The sequence below is a fragment of the Streptomyces sp. MGP-BFMKR1 genome (assembly GCF_057766585.1).
Window position 1 is genome coordinate 836,623 of the sequence record NZ_CM173408.1, and the last position, 24,019, is coordinate 860,641.

At 70.9% G+C, this 24,019-nt stretch carries 19 protein-coding genes and 4 pseudogenes; 14 read left to right on the forward strand and 9 right to left on the reverse strand.

All coding sequences use genetic code 11. From position 1 onward, the window contains the following. Nucleotide 1: 1 nt before the first annotated feature. The 3 genes from cseB to AC3CHW_RS02885 all read right to left on the reverse strand — a co-directional run bounded on the left by cseB (nucleotide 2) and on the right by AC3CHW_RS02885 (nucleotide 2,930). Nucleotides 2-766, reverse strand: coding sequence for a two-component system response regulator CseB (cseB, locus tag AC3CHW_RS02875; protein ID WP_488469451.1), 765 nt, complete (start codon nucleotides 764-766; stop codon nucleotides 2-4). A gap of 194 nt (nucleotides 767-960) precedes the next feature. Further along, on the reverse strand, nucleotides 961-1,908 hold the full coding sequence (locus tag AC3CHW_RS02880) for an endonuclease/exonuclease/phosphatase family protein (protein ID WP_488470947.1): 948 nt from the start codon (nucleotides 1,906-1,908) through the stop codon (nucleotides 961-963). A gap of 62 nt (nucleotides 1,909-1,970) precedes the next feature. After that, nucleotides 1,971-2,930 (reverse strand): D-alanyl-D-alanine carboxypeptidase family protein, encoded by a 960-nt coding sequence (locus tag AC3CHW_RS02885; protein WP_488470948.1) that lies wholly within the window; start codon nucleotides 2,928-2,930, stop codon nucleotides 1,971-1,973. A 369-nt stretch (nucleotides 2,931-3,299) separates the two neighbouring features. Between AC3CHW_RS02885 and AC3CHW_RS02890 the strand changes: the two genes are divergently transcribed. From AC3CHW_RS02890 to AC3CHW_RS02900, 3 genes are all read left to right on the forward strand, one after another. Continuing rightward, nucleotides 3,300-3,707 carry a hypothetical protein gene (locus AC3CHW_RS02890; protein WP_488469452.1) on the forward strand — a complete coding sequence of 136 codons (408 nt, stop codon included), beginning with the start codon at nucleotides 3,300-3,302 and terminating at the stop codon, nucleotides 3,705-3,707. A 440-nt stretch (nucleotides 3,708-4,147) separates the two neighbouring features. Further along, complete coding sequence (locus tag AC3CHW_RS02895; RefSeq protein WP_488469453.1) at nucleotides 4,148-5,353, forward strand: NAD(P)/FAD-dependent oxidoreductase; 1,206 nt, start codon at nucleotides 4,148-4,150, stop codon at nucleotides 5,351-5,353. A 5-nt stretch (nucleotides 5,354-5,358) separates the two neighbouring features. Then, nucleotides 5,359-6,306 carry an RNA polymerase sigma-70 factor gene (locus AC3CHW_RS02900; protein ID WP_488470949.1) on the forward strand — a complete coding sequence of 316 codons (948 nt, stop codon included), beginning with the start codon at nucleotides 5,359-5,361 and terminating at the stop codon, nucleotides 6,304-6,306. Nucleotides 6,307-6,566: 260 nt separating this feature from the next. Here AC3CHW_RS02900 and AC3CHW_RS02905 read toward each other — a convergent pair whose 3' ends face one another. The 4 genes from AC3CHW_RS02905 to AC3CHW_RS02920 form a co-directional block, all read right to left on the reverse strand. After that, nucleotides 6,567-7,793, reverse strand: a complete 1,227-nt coding sequence (locus AC3CHW_RS02905) for a metal-dependent hydrolase family protein (protein WP_488469454.1) — start codon at nucleotides 7,791-7,793, stop codon at nucleotides 6,567-6,569. 99 nt (nucleotides 7,794-7,892) lie between these two features. After that, nucleotides 7,893-9,629, reverse strand: a complete 1,737-nt coding sequence (locus tag AC3CHW_RS02910) for a flavin monoamine oxidase family protein (RefSeq protein ID WP_488469455.1) — start codon at nucleotides 9,627-9,629, stop codon at nucleotides 7,893-7,895. Nucleotides 9,630-9,642: 13 nt separating this feature from the next. Further along, on the reverse strand, nucleotides 9,643-11,148 hold the full coding sequence (locus tag AC3CHW_RS02915; RefSeq protein ID WP_488469456.1) for a glutamate--cysteine ligase: 1,506 nt from the start codon (nucleotides 11,146-11,148) through the stop codon (nucleotides 9,643-9,645). Nucleotides 11,149-11,198: 50 nt separating this feature from the next. Then, a complete protein-coding gene (locus AC3CHW_RS02920) occupies nucleotides 11,199-11,762 on the reverse strand; it encodes a hypothetical protein (protein ID WP_488469457.1) in 564 nt (187 codons plus the stop codon). A gap of 1,067 nt (nucleotides 11,763-12,829) precedes the next feature. On the opposite strand from AC3CHW_RS02920, the gene AC3CHW_RS02925 reads away from it, so the two are divergent. Both AC3CHW_RS02925 and AC3CHW_RS02930 read left to right on the forward strand, forming a co-directional pair. Next, entirely contained in the window at nucleotides 12,830-13,480 is a 651-nt protein-coding gene (locus tag AC3CHW_RS02925) for a hypothetical protein (RefSeq protein ID WP_398606976.1), read from the forward strand. Nucleotides 13,481-13,564: 84 nt separating this feature from the next. Beyond that, the gene (locus AC3CHW_RS02930) at nucleotides 13,565-14,605 is read left to right on the forward strand and encodes a threonine aldolase family protein (RefSeq protein ID WP_488470950.1); all 1,041 of its coding nucleotides are present in this window, start codon (nucleotides 13,565-13,567) and stop codon (nucleotides 14,603-14,605) included. Between the two features lie 346 nt (nucleotides 14,606-14,951). Here the strand turns inward: AC3CHW_RS02930 and AC3CHW_RS02935 are convergent. Both AC3CHW_RS02935 and AC3CHW_RS02940 read right to left on the reverse strand, forming a co-directional pair. After that, nucleotides 14,952-15,284: pseudogene (locus AC3CHW_RS02935) on the reverse strand (aconitase family protein); the annotation flags it as partial. A gap of 342 nt (nucleotides 15,285-15,626) precedes the next feature. Next, complete coding sequence (locus AC3CHW_RS02940) at nucleotides 15,627-15,890, reverse strand: hypothetical protein (RefSeq protein ID WP_398606975.1); 264 nt, start codon at nucleotides 15,888-15,890, stop codon at nucleotides 15,627-15,629. Nucleotides 15,891-16,487: 597 nt separating this feature from the next. Here AC3CHW_RS02940 and AC3CHW_RS02945 point away from each other — a divergent pair. The 9 genes and pseudogenes from AC3CHW_RS02945 to AC3CHW_RS02985 all read left to right on the forward strand — a co-directional run bounded on the left by AC3CHW_RS02945 (nucleotide 16,488) and on the right by AC3CHW_RS02985 (nucleotide 23,993). After that, complete coding sequence (locus AC3CHW_RS02945; RefSeq protein WP_488469458.1) at nucleotides 16,488-16,886, forward strand: hypothetical protein; 399 nt, start codon at nucleotides 16,488-16,490, stop codon at nucleotides 16,884-16,886. Nucleotides 16,887-17,023: 137 nt separating this feature from the next. After that, nucleotides 17,024-17,605, forward strand: a pseudogene (locus tag AC3CHW_RS02950) (transposase); the annotation flags it as partial. 1 nt (nucleotide 17,606) lies between these two features. Beyond that, nucleotides 17,607-17,843: pseudogene (locus AC3CHW_RS02955) on the forward strand (hypothetical protein); the annotation flags it as partial. 304 nt (nucleotides 17,844-18,147) lie between these two features. Continuing rightward, nucleotides 18,148-18,225: pseudogene (locus tag AC3CHW_RS02960) on the forward strand (hypothetical protein); the annotation flags it as partial. A 118-nt stretch (nucleotides 18,226-18,343) separates the two neighbouring features. Further along, complete coding sequence (locus AC3CHW_RS02965) at nucleotides 18,344-18,637, forward strand: hypothetical protein (protein WP_488471270.1); 294 nt, start codon at nucleotides 18,344-18,346, stop codon at nucleotides 18,635-18,637. Nucleotides 18,638-18,912: 275 nt separating this feature from the next. Beyond that, entirely contained in the window at nucleotides 18,913-19,773 is an 861-nt protein-coding gene (locus tag AC3CHW_RS02970; protein ID WP_488470951.1) for a phosphotransferase enzyme family protein, read from the forward strand. Between the two features lie 246 nt (nucleotides 19,774-20,019). Further along, nucleotides 20,020-20,760, forward strand: a complete 741-nt coding sequence (locus tag AC3CHW_RS02975) for a DUF2199 domain-containing protein (protein ID WP_488469459.1) — start codon at nucleotides 20,020-20,022, stop codon at nucleotides 20,758-20,760. A gap of 9 nt (nucleotides 20,761-20,769) precedes the next feature. Beyond that, nucleotides 20,770-23,496, forward strand: a complete 2,727-nt coding sequence (locus AC3CHW_RS02980) for an ATP-binding protein (RefSeq protein WP_488469460.1) — start codon at nucleotides 20,770-20,772, stop codon at nucleotides 23,494-23,496. Nucleotides 23,497-23,624: 128 nt separating this feature from the next. Further along, on the forward strand, nucleotides 23,625-23,993 hold the full coding sequence (locus AC3CHW_RS02985; protein ID WP_381159802.1) for a YciI family protein: 369 nt from the start codon (nucleotides 23,625-23,627) through the stop codon (nucleotides 23,991-23,993). Nucleotides 23,994-24,019: the final 26 nt, after the last annotated feature.

The following is a 24,019-nucleotide window of genomic DNA, read 5'->3' on the forward strand; positions in this document are numbered from 1 at the left end:
CTCAGCGCCGGAACTTGTAGCCGAAGCCACGGGTGGTCTCGATGTGCTCGGCGCCGATCTTCTTGCGCAGCCGCTGCACCGCCAGGTCGACCACTCGGATGTCGCCATCCCACCCGTAGTCCCATACCTTGCGCAACAGCGTCTGCCGTTGCAGGGCGATGCCCGGCGCGGCCGCGAACTCCAGGAGCAGCCGCAGTTCGGTCGGGGCGAGGGCGAGCGGCCGGCCGTCGACGCGGACCTCCAGGCCACGGGTGTCGATGCTCAGGTCGCGGAAGGTGAGCAGGCCATCGGCGTCGCCCGGCCGGTCGTCGGTCGCGGGCGGGGCGGTGAAGGTGGCCCGGCGCAGTAGCGTGCGGATGCGTGCCACCAGGACGTTGGTGTCGACGGGCTTGACGACGTAGTCGTCGGCCCCCGCCTCCAACCCCGCCACCACGTCCAGCGCGTCGCTGCGGGCCGACATCATCAGGATGGGCGTTTGGCTGGTTTCGCGAATCCGGTGGCACAGCCCGATGCCGTCCAGGTGCGGCAGCATGATGTCGATGAGCAACAGGTCGTGCTGCGCTGCCCGGAACATCTCCAGGCCGGTCAGGCCGTCGGGGGCCACGGACACCCGGTAGCCGTAGCGCTCCAGTGCCATCCCCACGGACCTGCGGATCGCCTCGTCGTCCTCGACCAGGAGCACGTGCACGGCCGGCGGCAGGTTGGCGGCGGGGCGGCTTGGCGCCGCCGCGTCCGCTCGCGCACTGGGGTCACGCTCTTGTCGCATCACATCACCTGAAGGTCGAGCCGAGCCGGGTGGTCCGGCTGCGTGGGTACGGGCCCGTGGGCGGGGCGCTCCGGGTCCAGGGATACCCTGCCAGTACGACTGTCGGCGGGGCGGTTGCCGTGGCGGCGCGCTGGTGGTGACCGGGCGGCTGGACCGGTGGGTGTCCCTGCGGGTGGCCCGGCCGAGGCAGTCGGTCACAGTCGCAGGGTGGCCGCGACCGGCAGGTGGTCGCTGCCCGTCCTCGGCAGGGTCCACGACGAGGCCGGGGTGATGCCCCGCAGCAGGATCTGGTCGATCCGGGCCACCGGCAGCGCAGCCGGCCAGCTGAAGCCGAACCCGGCGCCGGCCTCCTCCTGCGCCGACCGCAACGGGGCGAACACCGGCGCCAGGGCGCGGTCGTTGGGCGTGCCGTTGAAGTCACCCACCACCAGGACGCGGGGCGCCGGTTCGGCCCGTACGGCAGCGGCCAGCCGTTCGGCCGCCGCGTTCCGCCCCGCCGTGGCGAAACCCGCACCCGGGCGCACCCGTACCGACGCGAGGTGGGCGACGTACACGACGATCGGGCCCTTGGCCGTGGCGACGGTGCCCCGCAGGGCGCGGGGCCACGGCATGATCTCGACCGGTGCCACGTCGTGCAGGGGGTACCTGCTCCACAGTCCGACGGTGCCCCGTACGGCGTGGTAGGGATAGGAGTCGGCCAGCACGCGCTCGTACGTCGGCGTCGTGTCGGGCGACAGTTCCTCCAGGGCCAGCACCTGCGCACCGCTGGCGGCGAGTTGGCGGGCGGTGCCGGCCGGGTCCGGGTTCGCGTCGTTCACGTTGTGGCTCACCACGGTCAGGTCGCCGCCGGCGGCTCGCTTGTCCACCAGTACGTCGCCGAACAGGGACCACCACACGAGGGCCGGCAGCAGCCCGGCAACCGCGGCAACCGCGGAACGCCGCACCGCCGCCAGGACCAGCAGCACGGGCGCGCTCACACCCAGCCAGGGCAGGAACGTCTCCAGCAGGCTGCCCAGGTTGCCGAACCCGTTCGGCACCGCCGCGTGCGCCGCCATGACCAGTGCGCACAGCCCCGCGGCGGCAGCCACCCACCGACCGCGCCGCCACCTCCCCCCGTCCCCCGCTGCGGCCCCAGCTGCCACCGTCGGCCGGTCGGCGGACTCGGTGGCCCGGGAGCGGCGCACCAGGCGGTCGACCAGCGCGCTCACGAGCGCACCGGCTGCCGGGCACCGCTGCCGATCAGGGCCGCGGGCAGGCCCTGGCGGACGGCGTCGATCAACTCACCGCTGTGCGTCAGCGCAGCCGCCATGCCCTCGGCCGGCGTGGTGTGGGCACGCTGCCCCAGCACCGCCCCGAGCACCAGGTGCCGCGCCCGGCCCGATCCCACCTCGGCGGCCCACAGCAGGTTGCCCCCGGCGGGCGTGCTCGATCCGGTCTTCAGCCCGATCACACCGGGCTTGGCCAGCAGCCGGTTGGTATTGGTGATGACGCCGGGCGATTCGGGGACGGTCGTCTCGCGCAGGCCCACCACCGTGCGCAGCACCGGGTGCCGCATGGCCTGGCGGGCCAGTTTGAGCTGGTCATCGGCGGTGCTGCGAGTGGTCGGCTCGACGCCGCTGGCCCCGGTGTACGTGGTTTGGCGCATTCCGAGGTCGGCCGCCGCGCGGTTCATCTTCGCCACGAACGCCTGCTGGCTGCCGGCGTCCCAACGTGCCAGCAGCCGGGCGACGTTGTTGCCCGAGGGGAGCAGCAACAGCTCCAGCAGTGTGCGCTGGGTGAGCCGCTGCCCGGCACGGACCGGGGCGGTGGACTCGCTGAGCGAGTGCGACTCGGCCTCGGCTGTCGCGTCGACGGTGATCCGGGGCCCTGCCTCGTCGGCCCGCAGCGGATGCTCCTTGAGGATCACGTACGCCGTCATCACCTTGGCGAGGCTCGCGATGGGCACCGGCTGCTGCTGCCCGCTGCTGCCCAGGCTGCCAAGGCCCGCGACCTCGACGCTCGCCTGGCCTTCCGCGGGCCACGGCAGGTCCAGCCGGAGCGCGCCGGACGGGGCCGGGGACGCCGAGCCGACCAAGGCTCGACCGCCGGCCCGCACACCGCCACCGCCCTGCTCACCGCCGCCGGCGAGCCCCACCCAACCACCAGCGCCGACACCGACCGCCACGATCAACGCGGCCGAGGTTCCCGCCGCCCGACACCGACCCCACCCCGCTGCTCCCGTACGAGCAACGCGTATCCAACGAGCGCGCACCGGCGACCGCCTCTCCCGTCTTCGACGTGCACGAAGGTCCCGCGCACACCTCGAAGACTGGAAGACGACCGCAGCCAGCCGATCAGGGCCGTGCGGCCAGCACCGCGCGGATGTGTGTCATCTGGGTATCGGCCCACCGGGCGGGCCGGGGCCCCGGTGGGTGGGAGGACGGGTGGCCGTGCACGGACAAAACAGCACAGAGCTAGGGGTCGCCTCCCGCATTCGAACGTCCAATCGAGCCATGGTGGCGGAAGCGGAGCGGTGGCGTGCGATGGGCGGTCCATGGGCCGTGCCCTGCTCCCCGACGACCAGGAGCTCGATGTCGTGGTGGTCGAGCGAGTGCGCGCCGCCGATGGCAACCTGCTGGTACGAGGCGGATGCGATCTTGGCCGCCCGGCGGCGGTCGCGGACGCGCTCGACGTCCCGTTCGTCGACGTCCTCACCCACGCGCGCGTCCTCACGGCTGACGACGTGGAAGCCATCCGGCGCCACGCCCCTACTCCCCCGACCCTCACGCCCGAACAGGCCGCCGACGGCCTCGGCATCGTGGACCCGGAACCACGCCGGGTCTTCCTCGCCACCGTCGCGGTACTCCAGCAGGCGTGGGGGGGCGGGCCGGTCACCTCTCGCTACGCCGTCCATGCCGGGGCCGGGACGCGAGTCGGCACTGGCGAACTCCAGCACACCTGATTCGGGGAACCACCCTCTATCCCCGCGTGCGCCGCCGCAGGGCTTAGAGGCCGCGGTGAACTCCCATCACGCGGCGTTCGCCCTGAAGCTGGCAGGCCGCTCCCTCGGGGTCGGGGCCAGCACGCTACCGCCCCTGTCGGCCGCGAAGCGGCTGACCCAGGCCAGGGCCCGCAAGCTCATCACCGCGTTGGTCGGCCACAACTGGTCCTGCTCGCTCCCGTCGTCGTCCTCGTCCGGTTTCGGCGCGTCCGGGCCACGCAGTGGGCGCGGGGATCCGGAGCTCGCGGTGCTTGAGCGGGGGCAGCCGGGCGACGCCTTCCCCGCGGATCTCGTAACCACCATGCCGGTCTGTGTCGCGCATCACACCCAGCCCATGTCACGACCAGGCCGCCTGCTCCCATCTGGTGGGCGTCAGCAAGCGAGCCGAGAAGGACGGAACGATGAGCGCACAGCAGGAGACCGGCACGGCGACCGCGCACCGCGTGGTGATCCTGGGGGCGGGATACGCGGGCATGGCCGCGGCCATCCAGCTCGCGGCCCGGGTGAAGCGGCGCGAGGACGTGCAGGTGACCCTGGTGAACGGGCAGGAGCGGTTCACCGAGCGTATGCGCCTGCACATGACGGCGACCGGGCAGCGACTCGCCGAGCTGAGCATCCCTCAGCTGCTGGAGGGTACGGGCGCGCAGTTCGTGCGCGGCTGGGTGACGGCGGTGGACGCGGACGCGAAGACCGTGCGGATCGACGACGACCGGGTGCTGCCCTACGACACGCTGGTGTACGGGCTGGGCGGTGTCGCCGACACCTCGGCGGTGCCGGGGGCCGAGGACCACGCGTACACCCTGAGCAGCGCCCAGGACGCCGAGCTGCTAGCCGACCGGCTGGCGCGGCTCGGCAGCGGCACGGTGGTGGTCGCGGGCAGCGGGCTGACCGGCATCGAGTCGGCCGCGGAGATCGCCGAGAGACACCCGGAGTTGAACGTGGTGCTGCTGGGCAGACAGGAGCCCGGTGCGGCTATGACCCCGAAGGCCAAGGCGTATCTGCACGCCGCGCTCGACCGGCTGGGTGTCCAGGTACGCGCCGGCGTCGAGGTGGTGAAGGTGCTGCCTGACGCGGTGGAACTGGCGGGCGGGGAGAGCATCGCGGCCGACGCGGTCCTGTGGACGAGCGGTACGCGGGTGTCGCCGCTGGCCGCCGCCGCCGGGCTGGCCGTCGACGGGCACGGACGCATCGTCACCGACGCCGCGCTGCGGTCGGTGTCCCACTCCGAGGTGTACGCGATCGGCGACGCGGCTGCGATCCGCCAGGGCTACGGCCTCATGCACGGCACCTGCCAGGGTGGCATGCCGACCGGGGTGCACGCCGCGCTGTCGATCGATCGGGTGCTCAGGGGCAGGCAGCCCAAGCCGTTCCGCTTCGGCTACTACCACACGCCGGTGAGCCTGGGACGCGGTGACGCCATGGTGCAGTTCACACGGCCCGATGGCAGCCCGCGCCGGGTCTGCCTGACCGGCCGCATGGCCGTCCGGTACAAGGAGACGGTGACCGCCTCGCCCTGGCCGACCTACGGCCGTATGAAGAAAATGCCCGCCTCGGGCGCGTTCTGGCCCCGCGGGGGCCGCTTCACCCGCGTCCGGAGGCCCCAGTGACCGACCTGCCCGCCCACCCCCACCTCGACCCCGAACCCGAACCCGAACCCGAACCCGACCAGGAAGTCTTCCACGAGCACCGGCGGCTGCTGTTCTCCGTGGCCTACCGCCTCCTCGGCAGCGCGGCCGATGCCGAGGACGCGGTCCAGGACGCCTGGATCAAGTGGTCTGCCGCGGACCGCTCGCAGGTGGCCGACCCCAAGGCGTACCTGACCCGGATCGTCTCGAACCTGGCGCTGGAACGGCTGCGCTCCACCCGGCACAAGCGGGAGACCTATGTGGGGCCGTGGCTGCCGGAGCCCATACTCACCGGCGGGGATGCCGCCGAGGCCGTCACGGACGCCGAGTCGGTGTCGATGGCCATGCTGGTGGTGCTGGAGACGCTCAGCCCGCTGGAACGCGCGGTGTTCGTGCTGAAGGAGGTCTTCGATTTCCACTACGCCGAGATCGCCGAGGCGGTGGAGCGTTCCGAGGCCGCGGTGCGGCAGGCCGCGCACCGAGCCCGCGAGCACGTACGGGCCCGGCGACCGCGCTTCGCCGCCGACCGGTCGCGGCAGCGCGAGGCCACCGAGCGGTTCTTCGCCGCCGCGACCGGTGGGGACGTCAACGCCCTGATGGAACTGCTCTCCCCGGACGTCACCCTGTGGACCGACGGCGGCGGCAAGGTCCGCCAGGCCCTGCGCCCGGTCGTGGGCGCGGCCACGGTTGCCGCCTGGTTCGCGGCCATCGGCACCGTCACTTACCAGGGCGTCGAGCCCGCCGACATGAAAGCCGAACTCGTCGAGATCAACGGTGGGCCGGGCATCGTGTTCAGCGGGCCGGGACGCGTGATCGCCACCGTCACCTTCGACTACGACGCCGACGGTCGTATCACCGCCATCCACAACATGGCCAACCCGGACAAGCTCCAGGCCGTCGCCGACGGCACCGCTCACGACCTCGGCACGCGGTGAGCACCGTCACCGCATGCCGCCACCGGGTGCGAGCAGGCTCGTGAGTTCGGCGATTGCCTCGGGAGACCCCCAGCCGTGTAGACGGCGCGGCTGGGCGCCCAGCGCCGCTCGCCCGGTCCCGGCGCCGGTCGACCAGGTCGGCGAGACGGGCGAGGGCCGCGAGACCGCCGGGACTGGGTCGTCGCCCGTGTCAGTCGCCACGGACGACGCGGACACGACCCACGACAGCGGTGCAACTGGGGACAGGCACCGTCGCGGTGTCAGGTCGGCAGGCCCCTGACCGGGCGACCCTGTTGGAACACGTAGCGAGGCCGGCCGGTGGCGGTGATGTCGCGGAAGGGGTCGCCCTCCACCGCGATCAGGTCGGCCGTCGCGTGAGGGGTGATGACGCCGAGGTCAGGGCGGTTCAGCAGTTCTGCCGCGACACTGGTTGCCGCGCGCAGGGCGCGCAGGTGTGTGAAACCGTTGGCGATCAGGGTGGGGAACTCGCGCCAGTTGTCCGTGTGGGGAAACATGCCCGCGTCGGTGCCGAAGGCGACGGTCACCGCGCTGCGTGCGGGTCGCAGGAGCCCCTCGCGTAGTTCCTCGGTGTGCTCCGCATAGCTCCGGCGGAGGGTGGCCGTACCGCTGTCCCAGAAGTCGTCGTCCTCCAGCCGGTTGAGGAAGTACGTCTGTACGTACTGGGTGGGAACCAGGTAGGTGCCGGCGTCTTCCATGGCCCGGTACGCGGTCTCGGTCGCCAGGCAGGCGTGTTCCACACTGCGTACGCCCGCGGCGACGGCGCGGAGCACCGCGCGGTCGGTGAAGACGTGTGCCGCGCAGGGCAGGCCGAGGTCGTCGGCGGTGGCGACGATGGTGTGCATCTCGACGCGGGAGTAGGCGGTACTGGTCGGGCTGTCGACGGCGGAGGAGAAGCCCCCGCCGCCCGCGAACTTGATCCAGTCGGCTCCGGCGCGCGATTGTTCGCGTACCGCGCGGCGTAGTTCGTCGGGTCCGTCGGCGAGGGTGCCGACGTCTCGCCCGTACCGCTGCGCCAGGGCGGGTTGCTTGTCTCCGTGACCGCCGCGGGGGGAGAGGATGTTGGGGGCGGCGAGGATGCGGGGGCCCTCGATGAGGCCGTCCTCGACGGCTTGCCGTAGCGAGACGTTGAGGGGCAGATGGGCACTGCCCAGGTCGCGGACGGTCGTGAACCCGTTGGCCAGGAGCGACCTGAGGGCGGGGACCGCCGTGAGGGTCTGGTAGGCGGACGGCTTCGTGTCCGCGGCCTCGTCCAGGAGGTGGACGTGGCAGTCGATGAAGCCGGGCATGAGGGTGCAGCCGGGCATCTCCAGTACGTCCGCTTCCGGGGAAGAGGGCAGATCGCGTCCGGTGGCGGCGATGCGGCCCTCGCGCACCAGAACGGACACCCCCTCCACTGGACCGTTCTCGATCGCGTCCCACACACGGTCGGGTCGCAGCAGCAGGTCTCGGCCGGGGGACTTGGGCATGGACACACCTCTGTGATCGTCGCAACGGGGTGCATGTGCCGGAGGGCGGTTCCAGGACCCCGGGTGGGGGCTTGCGGGCGGACGTTCGTTCTCCGGGCTTCAGGGGGCGCTGAGGGGGTGGTAGTCGGGGTGGTGCCAGAGGTCTCCGGGGCCCGGGTTGTCGGGGTCGCGGCGGGCACCTAGTTGGCGTAACACGCCCCAGGCGGCGTTCAGGCCCGAGGCCAGAGCGTGGTTGAGCCAGCCGGGGGACCAGGAGGTGTCGTCCCCGGCCAGGAACAGCGCGTTGGGTGGCTCGCCCGGTACGGCCGGCGCCCCCGCGAAGTCCTTCATGAAGTGGGCGAACAGGTCACGCTGGTAGGTGTGGTCGCCTGGCCGGGAGAACCGGCACAGGCCCCGGAAGTTCTTCTGGTTCTCCCACGAGATGGTGACGGCCTGTCCCGTGCGGGCCTGGGCTCGCAGTTCGATCGCCATGTCAGGGTGGATTTCGGCGAGGTCCCGGAGGAACAGGGCGGTGCGTTCCTCCAGGGTGGAAGGGCCGATCTTCATCGCGTCGTGTGCCCAGGTGAAGCTGAGGTCCAGCACGCCCTGGCGTCCGCCGGGGCCGCGAGCGGGACCGTAGTCGATGGTGTACGACGCGCGGGGCAGACGATCGGTCAGGGTGACCCCGTCCATGGAGGTCTTCTCCCAGAACGGGCGGTGGACCACGAGCGCGGTCTTCGCGGACTGGAAGTAGTGGAGTCGGCGCACAGCCCGCCATACCCGGGGCCCGAGCACGGGAGTGCCGGTGGTGGTGGAACGGAGTCGCACGCCGGTCTCCAGGAGGCGCAGCTGCGGGGTGAAGACGGCCGCGGCGAAGCGTTCGCTGCGGCCGTCCTCGCTGTGCACCACGACTCCCCGGGATGCCTCGGGTTCGACGTCCAGCGCGACGACGGCGGGTCGTAGGACGCCCTCGTTCACCGCTTCGAGACTGCACCCGCGGCCCTGGGGATCGGTGGTGCGGTGGGCCCAGAACCCTTCCGCGAGACGGCTGATGCCGTCACGCGCGAACAGTTGGGTGCCTCCCTCGGTGCACAGGAGCAGACGCAGGATCTCCACCACGCTGAGATCGAAGAAGACATCCCACGCGGCGGGCCCCACCCCCGCTGTACCCAGCACCCGTGCCTGGTCGTGGGTGAGGCCCGCGCCTTCGGGGTCACGCAGGAAGCGGTAGAACGACCACGGTTCGAAGCGGGTCACCACCTCCTGCCAGCGTCGGCGCACGGCGGCCGTCTCCCGGGCGGCGATGTCCCGTTGGAGCTGGAAAAGGCCGACACGCGTCAGAGCCGCGCGCCAGCGCGTGTGTGCCTCGCGGAAGTCGTCGTTCAGGTCGTGAAGGTCGTCGATCTCCCGAGCCGGGTACTGGTGGCCGTCGATGTCCAGCACGGTCAGGGGCGTGGCGGGAGCGTAGTTCTCGCGGAACGGGTCGAACCGCACACCGAAGGTGTGCCCGTACTGGTGCAGCAGCGCGGCCGAGGTGGGGAAGCGCATGCAACCCAGCTCCACGACCGCGCTGTCCTCCTGCTCCAGACGGCAACTGTGCATCCGGCCTCCCAGCCGCCGCCCACCCGGCCCGTCCGCGCTGCGCTCGGCCTCGTACACCACCGGCCGGCCACCCGCTCGTAGCAGTTCGTAGGCGGCGACCAGCCCGCTGCCGCCCGCGCCGATGACGGCGACGCGTGGCCTCTGGGTGCTTTCCGGCAGGCGCCCCATGCGCCGGCCTCCGGCGACATGGGCGGCGTAGTCGAAGGGGAAGTCCGCCTGGAGGTCGGCGGCGGGCGGGGGCGGGAACGGGCTCATCGCGGGCTCTCCTTCAGGAGTGGGGTGGCAGGGGCCAGGTGTGGACGGGTGCCTGGCGTTCGGCGAGCCGCGCGTATCGGGTGGTCAGCTCGCGAAGTGCGGCTGTTCGTCTCTCCGGCCGACCGGGGTGTGTGGGCGTGGCGGGTCCTTCCAGCGCCTCGAGTGCCCGTTCCTGCCACCGCGCTCCGGTGTGTCCGGTCGTGACCCGGTGGCGCAGCAGTTCCAGCGAAGTGTCCGCTTCCGCGGCGCGCACCCCGGCGCTCAGCAGCCCGGCCCGTGCCCGCGGCAGCAACTGCCTCACCAGGTCGGCCGCCCCGTGTTCCCGCGGGGCGCCGGACGTTGGCGAGGGCCACCACAGGGAGGAGCGGAGCCCGTCGCGCGCGGCCCGGTAGAAGTTCGCTCTGGCATACGCGAAAGGCAGGGCGGTGGCCACGTCGTGCCCTCCGGATGTCAGCGAGAGGGTGAGGCCGATCAGGAACGCCGTGTTCGCCGCCATGTCCAGCGGTGTCGGCCCCGAGGGAAGCGCCCGGAACTCGATGCGCAGGTGGCCCGTAGGGTCGTACACGGGCCGGTTCCAGGGCCACACCGTGCTCAGGTGCAGCCGCAGCTCCTCCAACGGCGGGCACCTCTCCCCGTCCGCGCGGTCGTCACCGCCCGTGGTGTCGGGCAGCAGGACGTCGTACCGGTGTACCGCTTCCTCGAAGGCGGCGACCCGGCTGCCGCGCAGCCAGGCGCGGCCGAAACCGACCCGGGGCCGGGGCGCCCTCCGACCCCGGCCGGGCTGGCGGTCGCCGAAGCCCTGCTCGTACCACGTGATGCGCGATTCCTGCCATCCGTGGTGCCCCAGCGGCAGGGGCGAGTTGCCCGCGGCGGCCAGGGCGGGGCCGGTGGCGAGCTGGGCGGCGTTGAAAGTGCGGTTGAAGCGATCGGGTGGCACCGTCAGGTGGACCTGCCAGGAGCAGACCGCCCCCTGCGCCGTCACGGGCCGCGCCCGCAGCAGTTCCCGTCCCCGCACGCGCAGGGGGAAGGGGCTGGGTACGCGCCGCGCCCACGCTCGTTCCAGCGCGTGGTAGCGCGGTGCGGGGGTGAGCATCTCGCCCGTCAGATCCGCCGGTGTCAGGGTGGGAAGGGTTCCGATGCTCACCGCCCGGGCTCCGTGGTTCGCGCGCGCCAGGGCGGTGACCCGTGTCAGCATCCACGCGGCTTCCCGGGCCAGTTCGGTGAACGGGCATCCCGCCAACGCGACCGGCGTCAGGTTCACTTCCAGATTGTGCCGGGTCACTTCCAGGGTGAGCCGTTCGTCGAGCAGCGCGTCCCGCACGGCCGTGTTCAGTGGGACCGGACGACCGTGGTCCCCGGTCAGGGGCATCTCCAGTTCCGCCCCGAGGGTCGGTGGCTGCGCCCCGAAGGACGCGTGCCGGGTGAGGTCTGCCAGCGTGTGGAGCTGCCGGCGAAGTCGGTCACGGAAGAGTGCGTAGTCCGCCTCCGCGAAGGTCAGTTGACCCACTTCGCGCCCCATGCCCACCTCCGTGACCGACCTGTCCCGCCCCGATCGCCGTGTCGTCGTCGTCAGCCGTCGGTGGCCACCGCCCGCCACCAGGCGCGCCGGACCGGCTCCGCCCGCAGAGCGCTCCGGGGGACCCACTCGACCGGTTCGTGCGCGGCTCGGCCGTACTCGATGACCTCCAGTGCGCCGTCCGCGATCTCGGCCGGGTTCTCCTGCTGGGAGCCGATGTACTCCACCGCCTCCTCGGGCGTGTTCTCCGCCTCGCTCAGGAGGTCGACGAGGACCGCGCAGCTGTGGGACCACAGGTCGAAGTCCGTACGCGCCAGCAACGCCGCTTCACCCGGGCCCGCGTGGAGCGCGGCCCAGGAGACGAACTCCGTGAACCGGCGCACCGGTTCCAGCAGGGGCGCCCTCCGCATGTCGTCGGAGGTCAGGCCGAGCGCCGGGGCGAGCTGGGTCGTCATGCGCCGGCGCGCCGCGGCCACCCGTCGGGCGACGAACGAGAAGAATTCTCCGGGCACCTCGTGCGGGTACCGGGACAGCAGCAGCCCATAGGCGGCGCACTGAGCTTGTTGCGACTGGTAATCCGAGAGAGCGAACGCTCGAAGGTGTTTCCTCTCGATCATTCCCTCCCGAGCCAGGGAAAGGAACTCGTTCGCGCCGAGATGCTGAGGAATGTTGATCCCGACGGCGTCGACGAACCCGGTGACAGGCACAGTGGAGTCCCTTCACTACAGGCATCCGCAACAGAGGCCGCATTACTCGGCGCGCTACGGTGAACAGTGCGCCGGACGCGAGCCCCTTGAGCGTGCGCCGCCTGGTGGCGCGTCTTTGCCGCGCCGCTCACGGCCGCGCTCGCCACACCTCTGCCGCTAAAGGCTACTCGCCCGAAAGAGGAACCGAGCGTGGCCGTGGGTGACATATTTTCGGCGCCTCCGCCGCGCAGCTCAATACGGAAACCGCGCACGTCGGGATATAGCTCCCATGACCTGCGTGGACTCCGAAAAGCACTGCCCGGCCGCGCTGGGCGGGTACAGCCGCGGACCGGGCCCCGGCCTGACTGGAACGTGCTGTAGCGCACGAGCGGAACGCGTTACTCCAAGCACTGGAGCACCACGCGGAACGATGCCACTACTTCCACCCCTCCGGACGTGCTCACAACGGGCCAAATCGCCCTGGGCACCGCCGCGCCGAGGGACACCCCCGATGCGGCGCGCACCGCCGCCCGCCCCGCTATCCGGGTCGACGACGCGCCTCTCTCAGGGTCGCGCACGACGACAAGGCCGCGCGTCACCACCTCAAAGCCCCGGAGGAACTCACCACCTGGCGAAAAGAAACCCCGCGTCGTTCACCACGCACCTGACCTCCCGCAAAAACGCGAAGACAAGATCGTAGAACTCGAAAAGCAGACCCGTCTCATACCAGCCACCCTCACTATCCTTTTGATCAGCGGAGCAGCCATCTATTTCGACCCCCTTCAATATCTCAGGGGTCTCAGTATTTCCTCGAGCCTCGCCTCCCCCAGCGGAGTCGCGCACGGGAGACGGCGACGAATAATCAGCGATCCAAATGCAAGATGGGCGCGGCGGACCCTGTCCTGAAAACAGCGGCTACGCGGTCCGGCCGAGGGAAAAGTAAGGGTGGCCGCCGGCGGTGCAAGCCGGACATCCCTGTCCGAATCGAGGAATGCGGCATGAATCCCGAACAGCTGGTAGAGGCTATGCAGCCCGACGTCGACCGGTTCGTGCGCGACAACCCGCTGATCAGTCTCGCGCGTACGGGCGACGTCGGCACCGACCACTTCAAGCGACTACTGCTCGCGGAGTTCCAGTGTCAGGAGGCCGAACTCACCACCTACGCGCTTCTCGTGGCGCGGCACCGCCATGAGAAGCCAACCGCCCTGTTCTCCTTCCTCCTGCACACGATAGCCACGGCACGTGGCCTCCTGCGCGAGGCCGCCCCGTCGGTCGGGATCACCGACGGCGACATACCGGCAGTGCCCGCCGACGAGGGGATGTTCCGGGTGGTGCGTGACCTCACGTGGATGGGCATGCACGCGGGCCCGGCCGAAGCCGCCCTCTACCTCCACACGGACCTCTCCACCTGGTGCACGCTGTTCTCCCGCATCATCGACTCCACACAGCACATGTCGGACGCACCGCGACCGGTGATCACCTACATGGAGTCCTGGGGCGACAAACCGCCCCCCGAAGTGGCTGAGGGCACCCTGGAGGTGCTCCAGTACGGCCTGTCGCGAGGGGAGGAACCCGACCGGCTCCTGCACACCGCCCGACAGTTGGGCTCCCTCATCGACCCGTACTGGACCTATGTGGCCGGTACTTGAAGGAAGGCCGTGCCCGCCGGCCTCCCGTCAGCCGCCGGCGCGGGGCGAACCGGGCCCGCGAACTCGCCCCGCACGGATGCCGTACTGCGCCACGACCCCACTTCACGGGGACTGACGAGTGACAACCACGCGGGAGCCCACCCCGAAGTGCTCGCGGCGCTGAACCTGGTCAGCGCCGGCCATCAGCGCGCGTACGGGGAGGACGTCTACACCCAACACCTGGAGAAGACGTTCCGTCGCCACTTCGGGTCCGACGCCCAGGTCTTCCCGGTCTTCAACGGAACGGGTGCCAACATCATCGCCCTGGAGGCCGTCACCCAACGCTGGGGTGCGGTGGTGTGCTCCCGGCGGGCCCATCTGCACGAGGACGAAGGGGGCGCGCCGGAACACATGGGCGGCATCAAGTTGCTCGCCTTCTCCTCCGAGGACGGAAAACTCACTCCGCACATGATCGACGACGCTGTCAGCAACGCCGGTGACGTGCACAGCGCGCAACCCCAGGCGGTGTCCTTCGCCCAGTCCACAGAACTGGGCACCTGCTACACACTGACGGAGCTCCGCGCCCTCACCGCCCGTGCCCACGACCACGGACTGGCCGTGCACATGGACGGCGCGAGACTGGCGAACGCCGCGGTGTCCCTGGGAACCGGTCTGGCCGCCTGCACGGCGGAAACCGGGGTCGACATCCTGTCCTTCGGCGGGACGAAGAACGGACTGCTCTTCGGCGAGTGCGTGGTGGTCCTCAACCCGTCCGCCGTCTCCGGCGTCCCCTACCTGCGCAAACGGTCCACGCATCTGGCCTCCAAGATGCGCTTCCTGTCGGTCCAGTTCGAGGCACTGCTCGAGGGAGACCTCTGGAAGCGCAACGCCACCCACGCCAACGGCATGGCCCAGCGCCTGAGCGTCCTGCTCTCACAGGTCGAGGGGGTGACGGTGTCCAGACCTGTCGACGCCAACGCGGTCTTCGCTCGTTTCCCCGCGAGGTCCCTGGCCCGGCTGCGCGACCGGTACTCGTTCTACGTCAACGACGAGGAGAGGAGGGAGGTCCGCCTGATGTGTTCCTACGACACCACCGATGAGGACGTCACGAGTTTCGGCAAGGCCGTGACGGAGTCGATGAGGTGACGTCACCGAGCCCCCTCGCCCCCTCAGCCTGGGCTGTGGGCGAAACGACCTGTTCGGAAGTGCGTGGTGTCGAGGCGCTGGGTTCCCCTCGGAGGCGCTGGAGACGGTTGAGCGGCCACGCGGCGCCCGCTGGGGCCTTCGGCCATTTGGCGGGCCCTCCAGCGGGCAGCGAAGCGCTCGGTCAACCGTCTGCGAGCCCGCCTGTCACAAGATGGCTTGCGGGAGGCCGACCGGATGAGGCGTTCGTACCCGCTACGCACAACCACATGGCCGAGGCCAGCCGCCGAATGACTCATCGGCACCGTCAGTTCCCCGCGCACGCCCACCGGCAGTGCTCCGGTGAACCCACCGCCATGGTCTTCGGCCGGACCAGCGGGATGGTCTGCGTGGCGAGCACGTGCTCGACGTCGCTCGTGCCGACGCCGAACGCCAGCGCTCCGAAGGCGCCGTGCGTGGAGGTGTGCCTGTCACCGCACACCACCGTCATCCCGGGTTGCACGAAGCCGTACTGGGGGCCGACGACGTGCACGATCCCCTGCTCGCGGTCCCCGAGCCGAAAGAGCCGGATTCCCGTCTCCGCGCAGTTCTCGCGCAGCCTCCTGATCTGTGCGAGACCCAGCACGTCGGTGATCGTGAGGGAGTCGGTGGGGACGTTGTGGTCTTCCAGAGCCGGGGTCAGTGGTCCTCCACCCGACCGCGGCGAGAATGACACCGTCGCCCTCAGCTTCCTCGCTCAGCCGACGGTAGCGGTCAGCCCACCGCTGGGCCGTGGCGGACGAGACCTGGAAGCGTTCGGTGGCTCGCCGCAGCGACCAGTGATCCTCGACCACGCCACGGTCCGGGCACAACCGTCCGGTCCCGGTCAGGCGAGGAGCGGGATGGCACGAGGGCCTTCTGGGCGGTGTGGACATCGCCGTCCACACCGAACCCGGAAGGCCCTCACGGGCCAGACTTCTCAACCGAGACCTAACTCCCCTGTTGCGGTCTCCCCCGCGAAGGACACCTGGCAGGGATGTCGGATTCAGGACACCTTGGTGCCGCCGAGGATGAGAGAGTCGTTGTAGCTGTCCAACACGTTGCCGTTGTAGCTGTCGTCGGCGCTCGACTCGGTGTTGTACGACCGATCCGTGGCCCGCACATTGACATGGTCGTTGTCGTTGTGGACCCGCTGGCTGTGGTGGCCGTGGCTGTGGTCGTGGCCGTGGGCCTGGGCGGCGGCCACGCCCGCCAGGGAGAACCCGGTGACGGCGAGCACGACGAGGACCGGACGGATGGCAGAACGCATGAGACGCCCTTTCGTAGCGAGTGGTGAGCAACACCATGCGCCCCGAAAAGCGGTCATATGAAACGACACACTGATGCACGCCACCCACTCCTCTGGTCGGAGCAACGCTTTCCCTCGGGCGGCAAACTCACGGCGACCGGCCGCGTCTTCCGCAGGGGTGTACCCCAGATGCCCGATCGGAGCTGCTGCGGCTGCTGGAGGAGCGCGACGCCGATGGGACGACGCTGCTCATCCGGCTGAGGAAGCCCACCGAGGGACGGAGCTGGTCACAACCTCAAGCACCTGGCCAGGCGCATGGAGGGGCTGGACGGCTTCGACGACAGCGCGGTGTGGATGGACGGCAGCTCCAACCTCGCGCTTTCACGAAGCCGTCTGTCCGGCACGTGATCAGGGAAGCGGGAAGCGCCTCTGAACAGCGAGAATGGAGACTGCTGAAGTGCTGGTTCCTGTACCAGGCGGACACACTTTCCGGGTGAAGAAGCGCATCGGCCCCGGCAGCTGCTCGCCGCCCTCGACGCCGAAGTCACGGCTCTGCGTACACGGCGGGCCGGAACAATGCCCTGGCCGAACTCCAGTCGTCGCTCATACGATCCCGGCATGATCAATACGGCGTGGCGCGTCGCTCTCGGCGTGGTGGCTTCCAGCGCGTTCTTCTGGGGCGTCGCCGGGGCCGTCGACCTGGGACTGGAGCGAACCCGCAACGGCTACGCACTCCCTGACGGCAGCGGGTGGTACAACCTCGCCGTGTTTGCCGGATTCATCGTCGCCTACTTCAGCGTGGCCTCTCTCACCGATACGACCGCCGGTCGGCACGCGGCCCTGGTCCCGGCCGCGGGCGCCTGGTTCGGTGTCGTCTCGTGCCTGCTCACAGGCCAGCAAACGCGGCACTGGGTCGCCGCCGCAGTTGTGGCACTGATCGGCTCTGCCCTGCCGCTCGCCGTCCACCGCCGGAACCGCACGCGGCGCGCCCGGCTGGGTGCAGGCGGGCCAACCTAGCCTCCCGCTATCGCGAGGGTGGGTGCCCGAGTCTCGGTCAACTGAGCGAAGAGTGCCGCTGACCTGGAGCGATGGGGCTTTTCTAGGGTCCTGTTCGTCGCAGAGAAAGCTGCACTCCTCAGATGAAGCAGCGTATTCAGGTGATCGTGGACCTCGACGGGGTGCTCGTCATCGCGCACTCCGATAAGCAGGACGCCGCCGCGACCCGGAAGAAGACCTTCGGCCACCATCCGCTGATGGGGTTCGTCGACCACGGCCGAGGCGGGGCCGGAGAACCGGTGGTGGGACTGCTGCGGCCGGGGAACGCGGGCTCCGACACCGCGAGTGATCACATCCAAGCGGCCCGGCTCGCGCTCGCTCAGCTACCGGAAGGCTACCGGCGCGGACGGCAGACACTCATGCGCCGCGATTCCGGCGGGGCCACCCACGAGTCCGTGGCCTGGCTCGCCAAGCGCGGACGGTGGCTGTCGTACTCGGTCGGCATGACCGTCACCGACGCCATCCGCTCTGCCGTCCTCAGGGCCCCGGCCAGCGCGTGGACGCCGGCCGTTGAACCGGACGGTGAGATACGCGACGTCGCCTGGGTGGCCGAACTCGCCGGTGATGTACTGGACGGCTGGCCCACGGGCATGCGGCTGATCGCCCGCAAGGAACGCCCGCACCCCGGCGCCCAACTTCGCTTCACCGACGCCGACGGCATGCGCCTGACCTGCTTCGCGCATGTTCGCCCGCCTGCGATGCCTGGTCGCGGGCGGTGACGTCCTCAACCCGGCCGCCGTACAGGCCGTTCTGTCCCACGACAGGCCAGGAACCTTCCTCAACGGCTGCGGCCCCACCGAGAACTCGGTGCTCTCCACCGTCCACCGGGTCGAGAGCCTTCCGCCGCAGGCCGACTCCGTGCCGATCGGCCGCCCGGTCACCGCCTCGACGGCCTACGTGGTACGCCTGGACGGCAGCCTCGTCGAGATCGGCGAACAAGGCGAACTGTGGGTCGGCGGCGACGGCGTGGCAGCAGGCGGCTTGAACGACGAGGACGAGACCGCCGAGGAGTTCGTCCCCGACCCCTTCGGCACAGCGTCCGGAGCCGGAGCCGGGCCCCTGTACCGCACCGGTGATCTCGCCAGTTGGCGAGGACGGGGTACTGGAGTTCCACGGACACCAGGACCGCCAGGTCAAGGTCCGCGGCTACCGCGTCGAACTCGACGAGATCGAGTCAGCGATGAAGGCACACCCGGACGGCATCGACGTCGCCGTGGACGTCATGGGCGAGCACGCCGGGCAGCGACTCGGCGCCGCGGTGATCATCAGTGCCGACGCCGAGCCGGACGGTCTCGTGCGGCGCCTGCGCGAGCACACCCGCGACCGGCTGCCCGCACACATGGTGCCCGCCCGGGTCGTCTGGCGGTACGGCGGCTGCGCGCGATGGGCTACCCCGTGCGGGAGCTCCCGTACGGGGAGTGGGTCACCTCCATCGACCCGACGTCTCCAAGAACTGGATCACCCACCGCGAGGAGCCAGCCGATGTCCTGTGCGTCGCGCACTTCCGGCACCTGGTCCTCACCGTGGACGCCATGGCCGTCCGACGGAAACTCCACGACCTGCGGCTCAGCCCGCACGTGCAACTGGCCGGTAGTTATCTGTACGACATCGACAGCCAGGAGTCGGCGGTCCGTTCGGCGCTGAGCGCCGCGGAGAGCATCGACGCGTCCGCCGACCGGCCCGCCCGGCTGCGCGCCGCCCTCCAGGCGTAGGCCGTGTCGTGACCTCCGTCGTACGCCCCGTAGGCGGCGCCCGTCCGGCCCGGCGGGTGGTCGCTGCCGACCGTCACGGGCTGCACGGCACGCTGACCGACGAGGCCCGTGCACTGTCCGCCGACGGCCGCCCGATCATCGGCCTCGGGCTGGGCGATCCGGCGGCGCACGGGATACCCGTCGGACTCCCGGCCGCGCCGAACCACGTTGATTGGTGCCTGGTCACGCTGACTGGCCTCCCCCGCGCTTCTCTATGCCAGGATGCAAGGGTGGAGATGCCCGACGTCAGACGTGCGATCGCGGCTGCGATGTCGGTCGCCGCATCGCTCGACCTGCCAGCCAATGACGCCATCGTCCTCCACAATTCGAACAAGCTGACACTGCGACTGACGCCATGCGACGCCCTTGCCCGGGTCGCCCCCGGGGGGAACGAGGTCGCACAGTTCGAAGTCGAGCTCGCCCAGCGGCTCGCCGAAGTCGGATGTCCGGTGCGTCCGTTGGAACCTCGGGCGGGCGGGCGTGTGTACACGCGCGATGGCTTCGCGGTGACGCTGTGGACCTACTACGAGCCCGTGACACCCCACACCCCACCAGTCGACTACGCCGAGGCGCTCGAGCAGTTGCACGCCGGCATGCGCGAGGTCGACATGCCGAGCCCGAGGTTCACGGACCGTATCGCGGAGGCGGCCGAAGTCGTCGCCCACCCGGATCGCTCGCCGGAACTCACCCACGCGGACCGCGTGTTCCTCAGCGGCAGGCTGGCGAGCCTGCGACGAGCGATCGACGAGCGCGACGCCATGGAGCAGCTGCTCCACGGCGAGCCGCATCCAGGCAATGTGCTCAGCACGAAGAACGGCCCGATGTTCATCGACCTGGAGACGTGCTGCCGAGGACCCGTGGAGTTCGATCTCGCCCATGTCCCCGAAGCGGTCTGCGCGCATTACCCAGGCGTTGACCAAGAGCTGTTGGACGCGTGCCGGCAGCTCGTGATCGCGATGGTCGCCGCGTGGCGTTGGGAGCTTGGCGACCAGTATCCGAAGGGGAGGCGATTCGGAGAGGAATGCCTGCGCTTACTGCGCGAGGGGCCTCCGTGGCCGGCACTCGACACAGTGACCAGGCAACTGGATGGTCCGTAGAAAGCGCCGCTGTCGCCGTCGTACCCCACGGGCGCCCGCCCCGCTGCCGCGCTGCGCCCTGGAACCGGCGCCAAAAAACGTCACAACTCGACACATCCCCAAGGGACTTGGCCAAGTTGCGCCAACCAGCACAGCCAGGCCCCGGGCGCCCCAAGCCAGGTCACGCAGCCCGACGAGTGCCACAACCATCGTGACCCGGCACACCGACCGAGGTACTGCCGAGGTCCGTCGCTAGGCTCCGGCACCATGACCGGTGATCTCGGGTTCACCTGCACGTGCTGCGAGGCCCAGCACCCTGAACTGCCGATGAACTACACGGCCGAGGCCCCCGACGTGTGGGACCCGACCTTCGCCGACGCCGACGGCTGCTTGCTCACCAAGGATCAGTGCGTGATCCACGGTCAGCACTACTTCGTCAAGGGGCTGATCGAGATACCGATCACCGGCCGCGACGAGGTGTTCTCCTGGGGCGTCTGGGTCTCGCTCAGCCGGGAGAGCTTCTCCCGGGTATCGGAGCTGTGGGACAGGCCCGGCCGCGAGGCCGAGAAGCCGTACTTCGGCTGGCTCACCACCGATCTTCCGGTGTACGCGACGACGACGCTCAACCTGAAGACGCACGTCCATACCCGTGCGATCGGCGAGCGCCCCTTCGTCGAGTTGGAGCCCACCGACCACCCCCTCGCCGTGGAACAGCGCGCGGGGGTCAGCCTGCAACGGGTGCGAGAGATCGCGTCGGCCGTGCTCCACGCCGCAGACACCATGCGCACACCGCCGACGGCGAGCAGTAGCAGTGGCCGACCAGCCGTATCACCCGTCCCGGTCGCGCCTGCCGGCCTGAGCCGCAGGGCCCGGTGGTTCATCGAGGCGGAGCCGCCACGGGGGCTGACCCCGCGGCCAACAGGTCTGAGCACCCACCGTGGCCCGGGGCGCCAGCTCCAGTCTTGGCCCGAGGCACCAGCCGCGACCGCGTTCACGACAGCGGACTAGGGTGCCCGCATGTTGCTGGTGGGAAGAGGGGCCGAGCAGGCGCGGGTTCAGCGCCTGCTGGCGGACGCGCGCGACGGACGTAGCGGGGCGCTGGGGTGGCGGGGCGCGCCGGGGATCGGGAAGTCGGTCCTGCTCGACCACGCTGTGTCGATCGCCGCAGCCGAGGGCATGCGGGTGGTGCGCGGGGCTGGGATCGAGTCCGACCACGAGTTGGCGTACGGCGGCCTGCACCACCTCTTGTTTCCCCACCTGGATCGGTTGGACGCCCTGCCCGCTCCCCAGGCGAGGGCGCTGCGTTGCGCTTTCGGCTTGGCCGAGGGAGACGACGCCAACCGGTTCCTGATCTCCGCCGGCACCCTGTCGTTGCTCGCCGATCTGGCCGAGGAATCCCCGCTGCTGTGCGTGGTCGACGACCTGCAATGGCTCGACCAGGGTTCCGTGGAGGCGCTGTTGTTCGCGGCCCGCCGCTTCGTGGCGGACCCGATCGCGGTGCTGTTCGCGGTACGCGACACGGCGGTGCCGGCCGTGATCGCGGGCGTCGAGGTCGTGGATCTGTCCGGCCTCGCCGCTCCCGAGGCCGCCCGGCTGCTCGACGGTCACGCGCCGGAGCTCGCCGAACGGGTGCGCAGCAGGGTTCTCGCGGAGTCCGGTGGCAACCCCCTGGCGATCATCGAGCTCGGTTCGTCGCGGCTCGCGGCCCGCGATGCCGACGACTCCGACCCGGCCGAGCAGGTCGGCCCGCTGCCGGTGACCCGCCGCGTACAGGAGGCGTTCCGCCACCAGATCGTGGAGCTTCCCGACCCCACCCAACGCGCCCTCCTGGTGGCGGCGGCCGACACGGCGGCGCCCCTCGCGACGATCCTGCACGTGATCGAGTCCCTCGGTGGCGCCGCCGGTGACCTGGCGCCCGCCGAACGTGACCGACTGGTACGGATCGACAGCCGGATCACGTTCCGCCACCCCCTGGTACGGGCAGCCGCCTACCAGGACGCGCCGCTGCACCGGCGGATGGAGGTCCATCGCGCGTACGCCGAGGCGCTGCGCGCGGACGCCGATGCCGACCGTCGGGCCTGGCACCTCGCCGCCGCCACCACCCAACCCGACGAGGCGGTGGCCGCCGAACTCCAGGGCGTGGCGGAGCGGGCCTGGCACCGAGGCGGCGCGATGGCGGTGTGCGCTGCCTACGAACGCGCCGGTCGGCTCAGTAGCGACCGGGAGCGCAAGGCCCGGCGTATCGCCCGGGCCAGCCAGGCCGCGTTCGACGCGGGCAAGGCCGACCGCGCCGCCCGGCTGGCGGCCGAAGCGCTCGCGCTCACCGCCGACACCGGCGTCCGGGCCGATGCCATCTACACCCGTGGCGCCGTGGAGTACGAACGCACCTCGCCGCGGGCCGACGCGGAGCTGACGCTCGAGGCCGCCGCCCTGGTGCGGGACACCGATCCGGAGCGCGCCGCGCTCACGCTCTACGAGGCCGCGCACGCTGCCCGGCACGGGGCATCGCACGACCTCGTGCAGCGCGCGGCGGACCTGATGCGCGGGGTCACCCCGCCGGAGCACTGGGCACCCGTCGTCGGCGCCCTTCTCGGGTGGGCGGAGCTTTTCGCCGGTCGTCCGGAGCTGGCCGTTGGCCCGATGCGCGCTCTCCACACCGCCACACCCGGTGGCGGGCACGACCTGATGCGCCGCATCACCGCCGGGTTCGGCGGGCTCATGATCGCCGACGACGACAACGTCGTCGCCGAGACCGAGGACATGCTGGCCGTGGTGCGGGCCACCGGGGCGTTGGGGTGGGTCCCGTACACCCTGAACGTCCTGGCCGTGGCGCGGTTGTTGCGCGGCGAGTTCGCGGACGCGCGCGCCTGTGTGGCGGAGGGTGTGTCCGTGAGCGACGAACTCGGGAACGCGACCGAGAGTCTGGCCCACCGGTCGGTGGAGGTGTGGTTGCGCGCCGTGTCGGGTGACGAGGCGGGCTGTCGGGCTCTGGCCGATGAGGTGCTCCCGCGAGCCCGAGCCCGGCACCGGGTCAATGCCGAGATCGCGGCCTGGGGTCTGGGGATGCTCGACCTTTCCGCCCGGCGGTTCGGGGACGCGTTGGACAGGCTTGAGCAGGTGTGTCGGGGACCCGCGAGCCGCGACGTCCTGGTGCGGGCGGTGCCGGATCTGGTGGAGGCGGCCGTGCGCGGCGGCCTGCCGGATCGCGCCCACGGGCCACTGGCGGCCTTCCGCCACTGGGCCGAGCACGTCGACCGCCCGGTCGCCACCGGGCTCGTTCTGCGATGCCGGGCCCTGCTGACCGACGAGGGCGACGCCGACGCGCTGTACGCCGAGGCGCTGCGGCTCCACGAGCGGCACGGCGGCCCCTACGAGCGGGCCCGCACCCAACTCGTCTACGGCGAGTGGTTGCGGCGCCGTCGTCGCCGCGCCGAGGCCCGTGGCCATCTCGCGGCGGCGGTGTCCGCGTTCGAACGCCTCGGCGCGCGGCTCTGGGCCGAGCGTGCGCGCGGCGAACTGGCCGCCTTCGGCGAGCGGAGTGACGAGCCGCGGAGCAGCGGCCCGCTCACCCTGCTGACCCCGCAGGAGCTACAGGTCGTACGGCTGGCCGCCAGCGGTCACACCAACAAGGAGATCGCCGCCCAGCTCTTCCTCAGCCCACGGACCGTCGGCCACCACCTCTACAAGGCGTACCCGAAACTCGGCGTCACCGGGCGCGCCGAGCTGGCCCACCTCGTCCGGTAGCCGACGCCGGTCGTCGGCCTCCCGGACACCAGTCACGATGACTGATACGTCAGCGGTACGCCCCGCCTAGCGTTGCGGTCATCAAGGCAGCGGCCGTCGGCCGTGGGCCCTACGACGAGGAGACGAGCATGACGAAGTACTTCCTGAGCCTCCCGCACGACTCCGCCGAGGAGCCGACGATGGAGAGCATGGACCCCGCGGAGCTGCAGGAGATCATGGCCGCGGTCGGCGCGTTCAACACCGCCGTGCAGGAGGCGGGCGCGTTCGTGACCGCTGGCGGCCTGCAGCCGCCGTCGAGCGCGACCACGGTGGACTACTCCGGAGACAGCCCCGTCCTCACGCCGGGCCCGTTCGTCAAGGCCGATGAGTACCTCGGTGGCTTCTGGATCATCGAGGCCGAGAACGACGACGTCGCGATCGAATGGGCCAAGCAGGCTTCGCGGGCGCTGCGCAGCAAGGTCGAGGTGCGTGCCCTCCAGGAGGAACCCGGCGCCTGACGATCCGCGCCGGGCACCACCGTCCC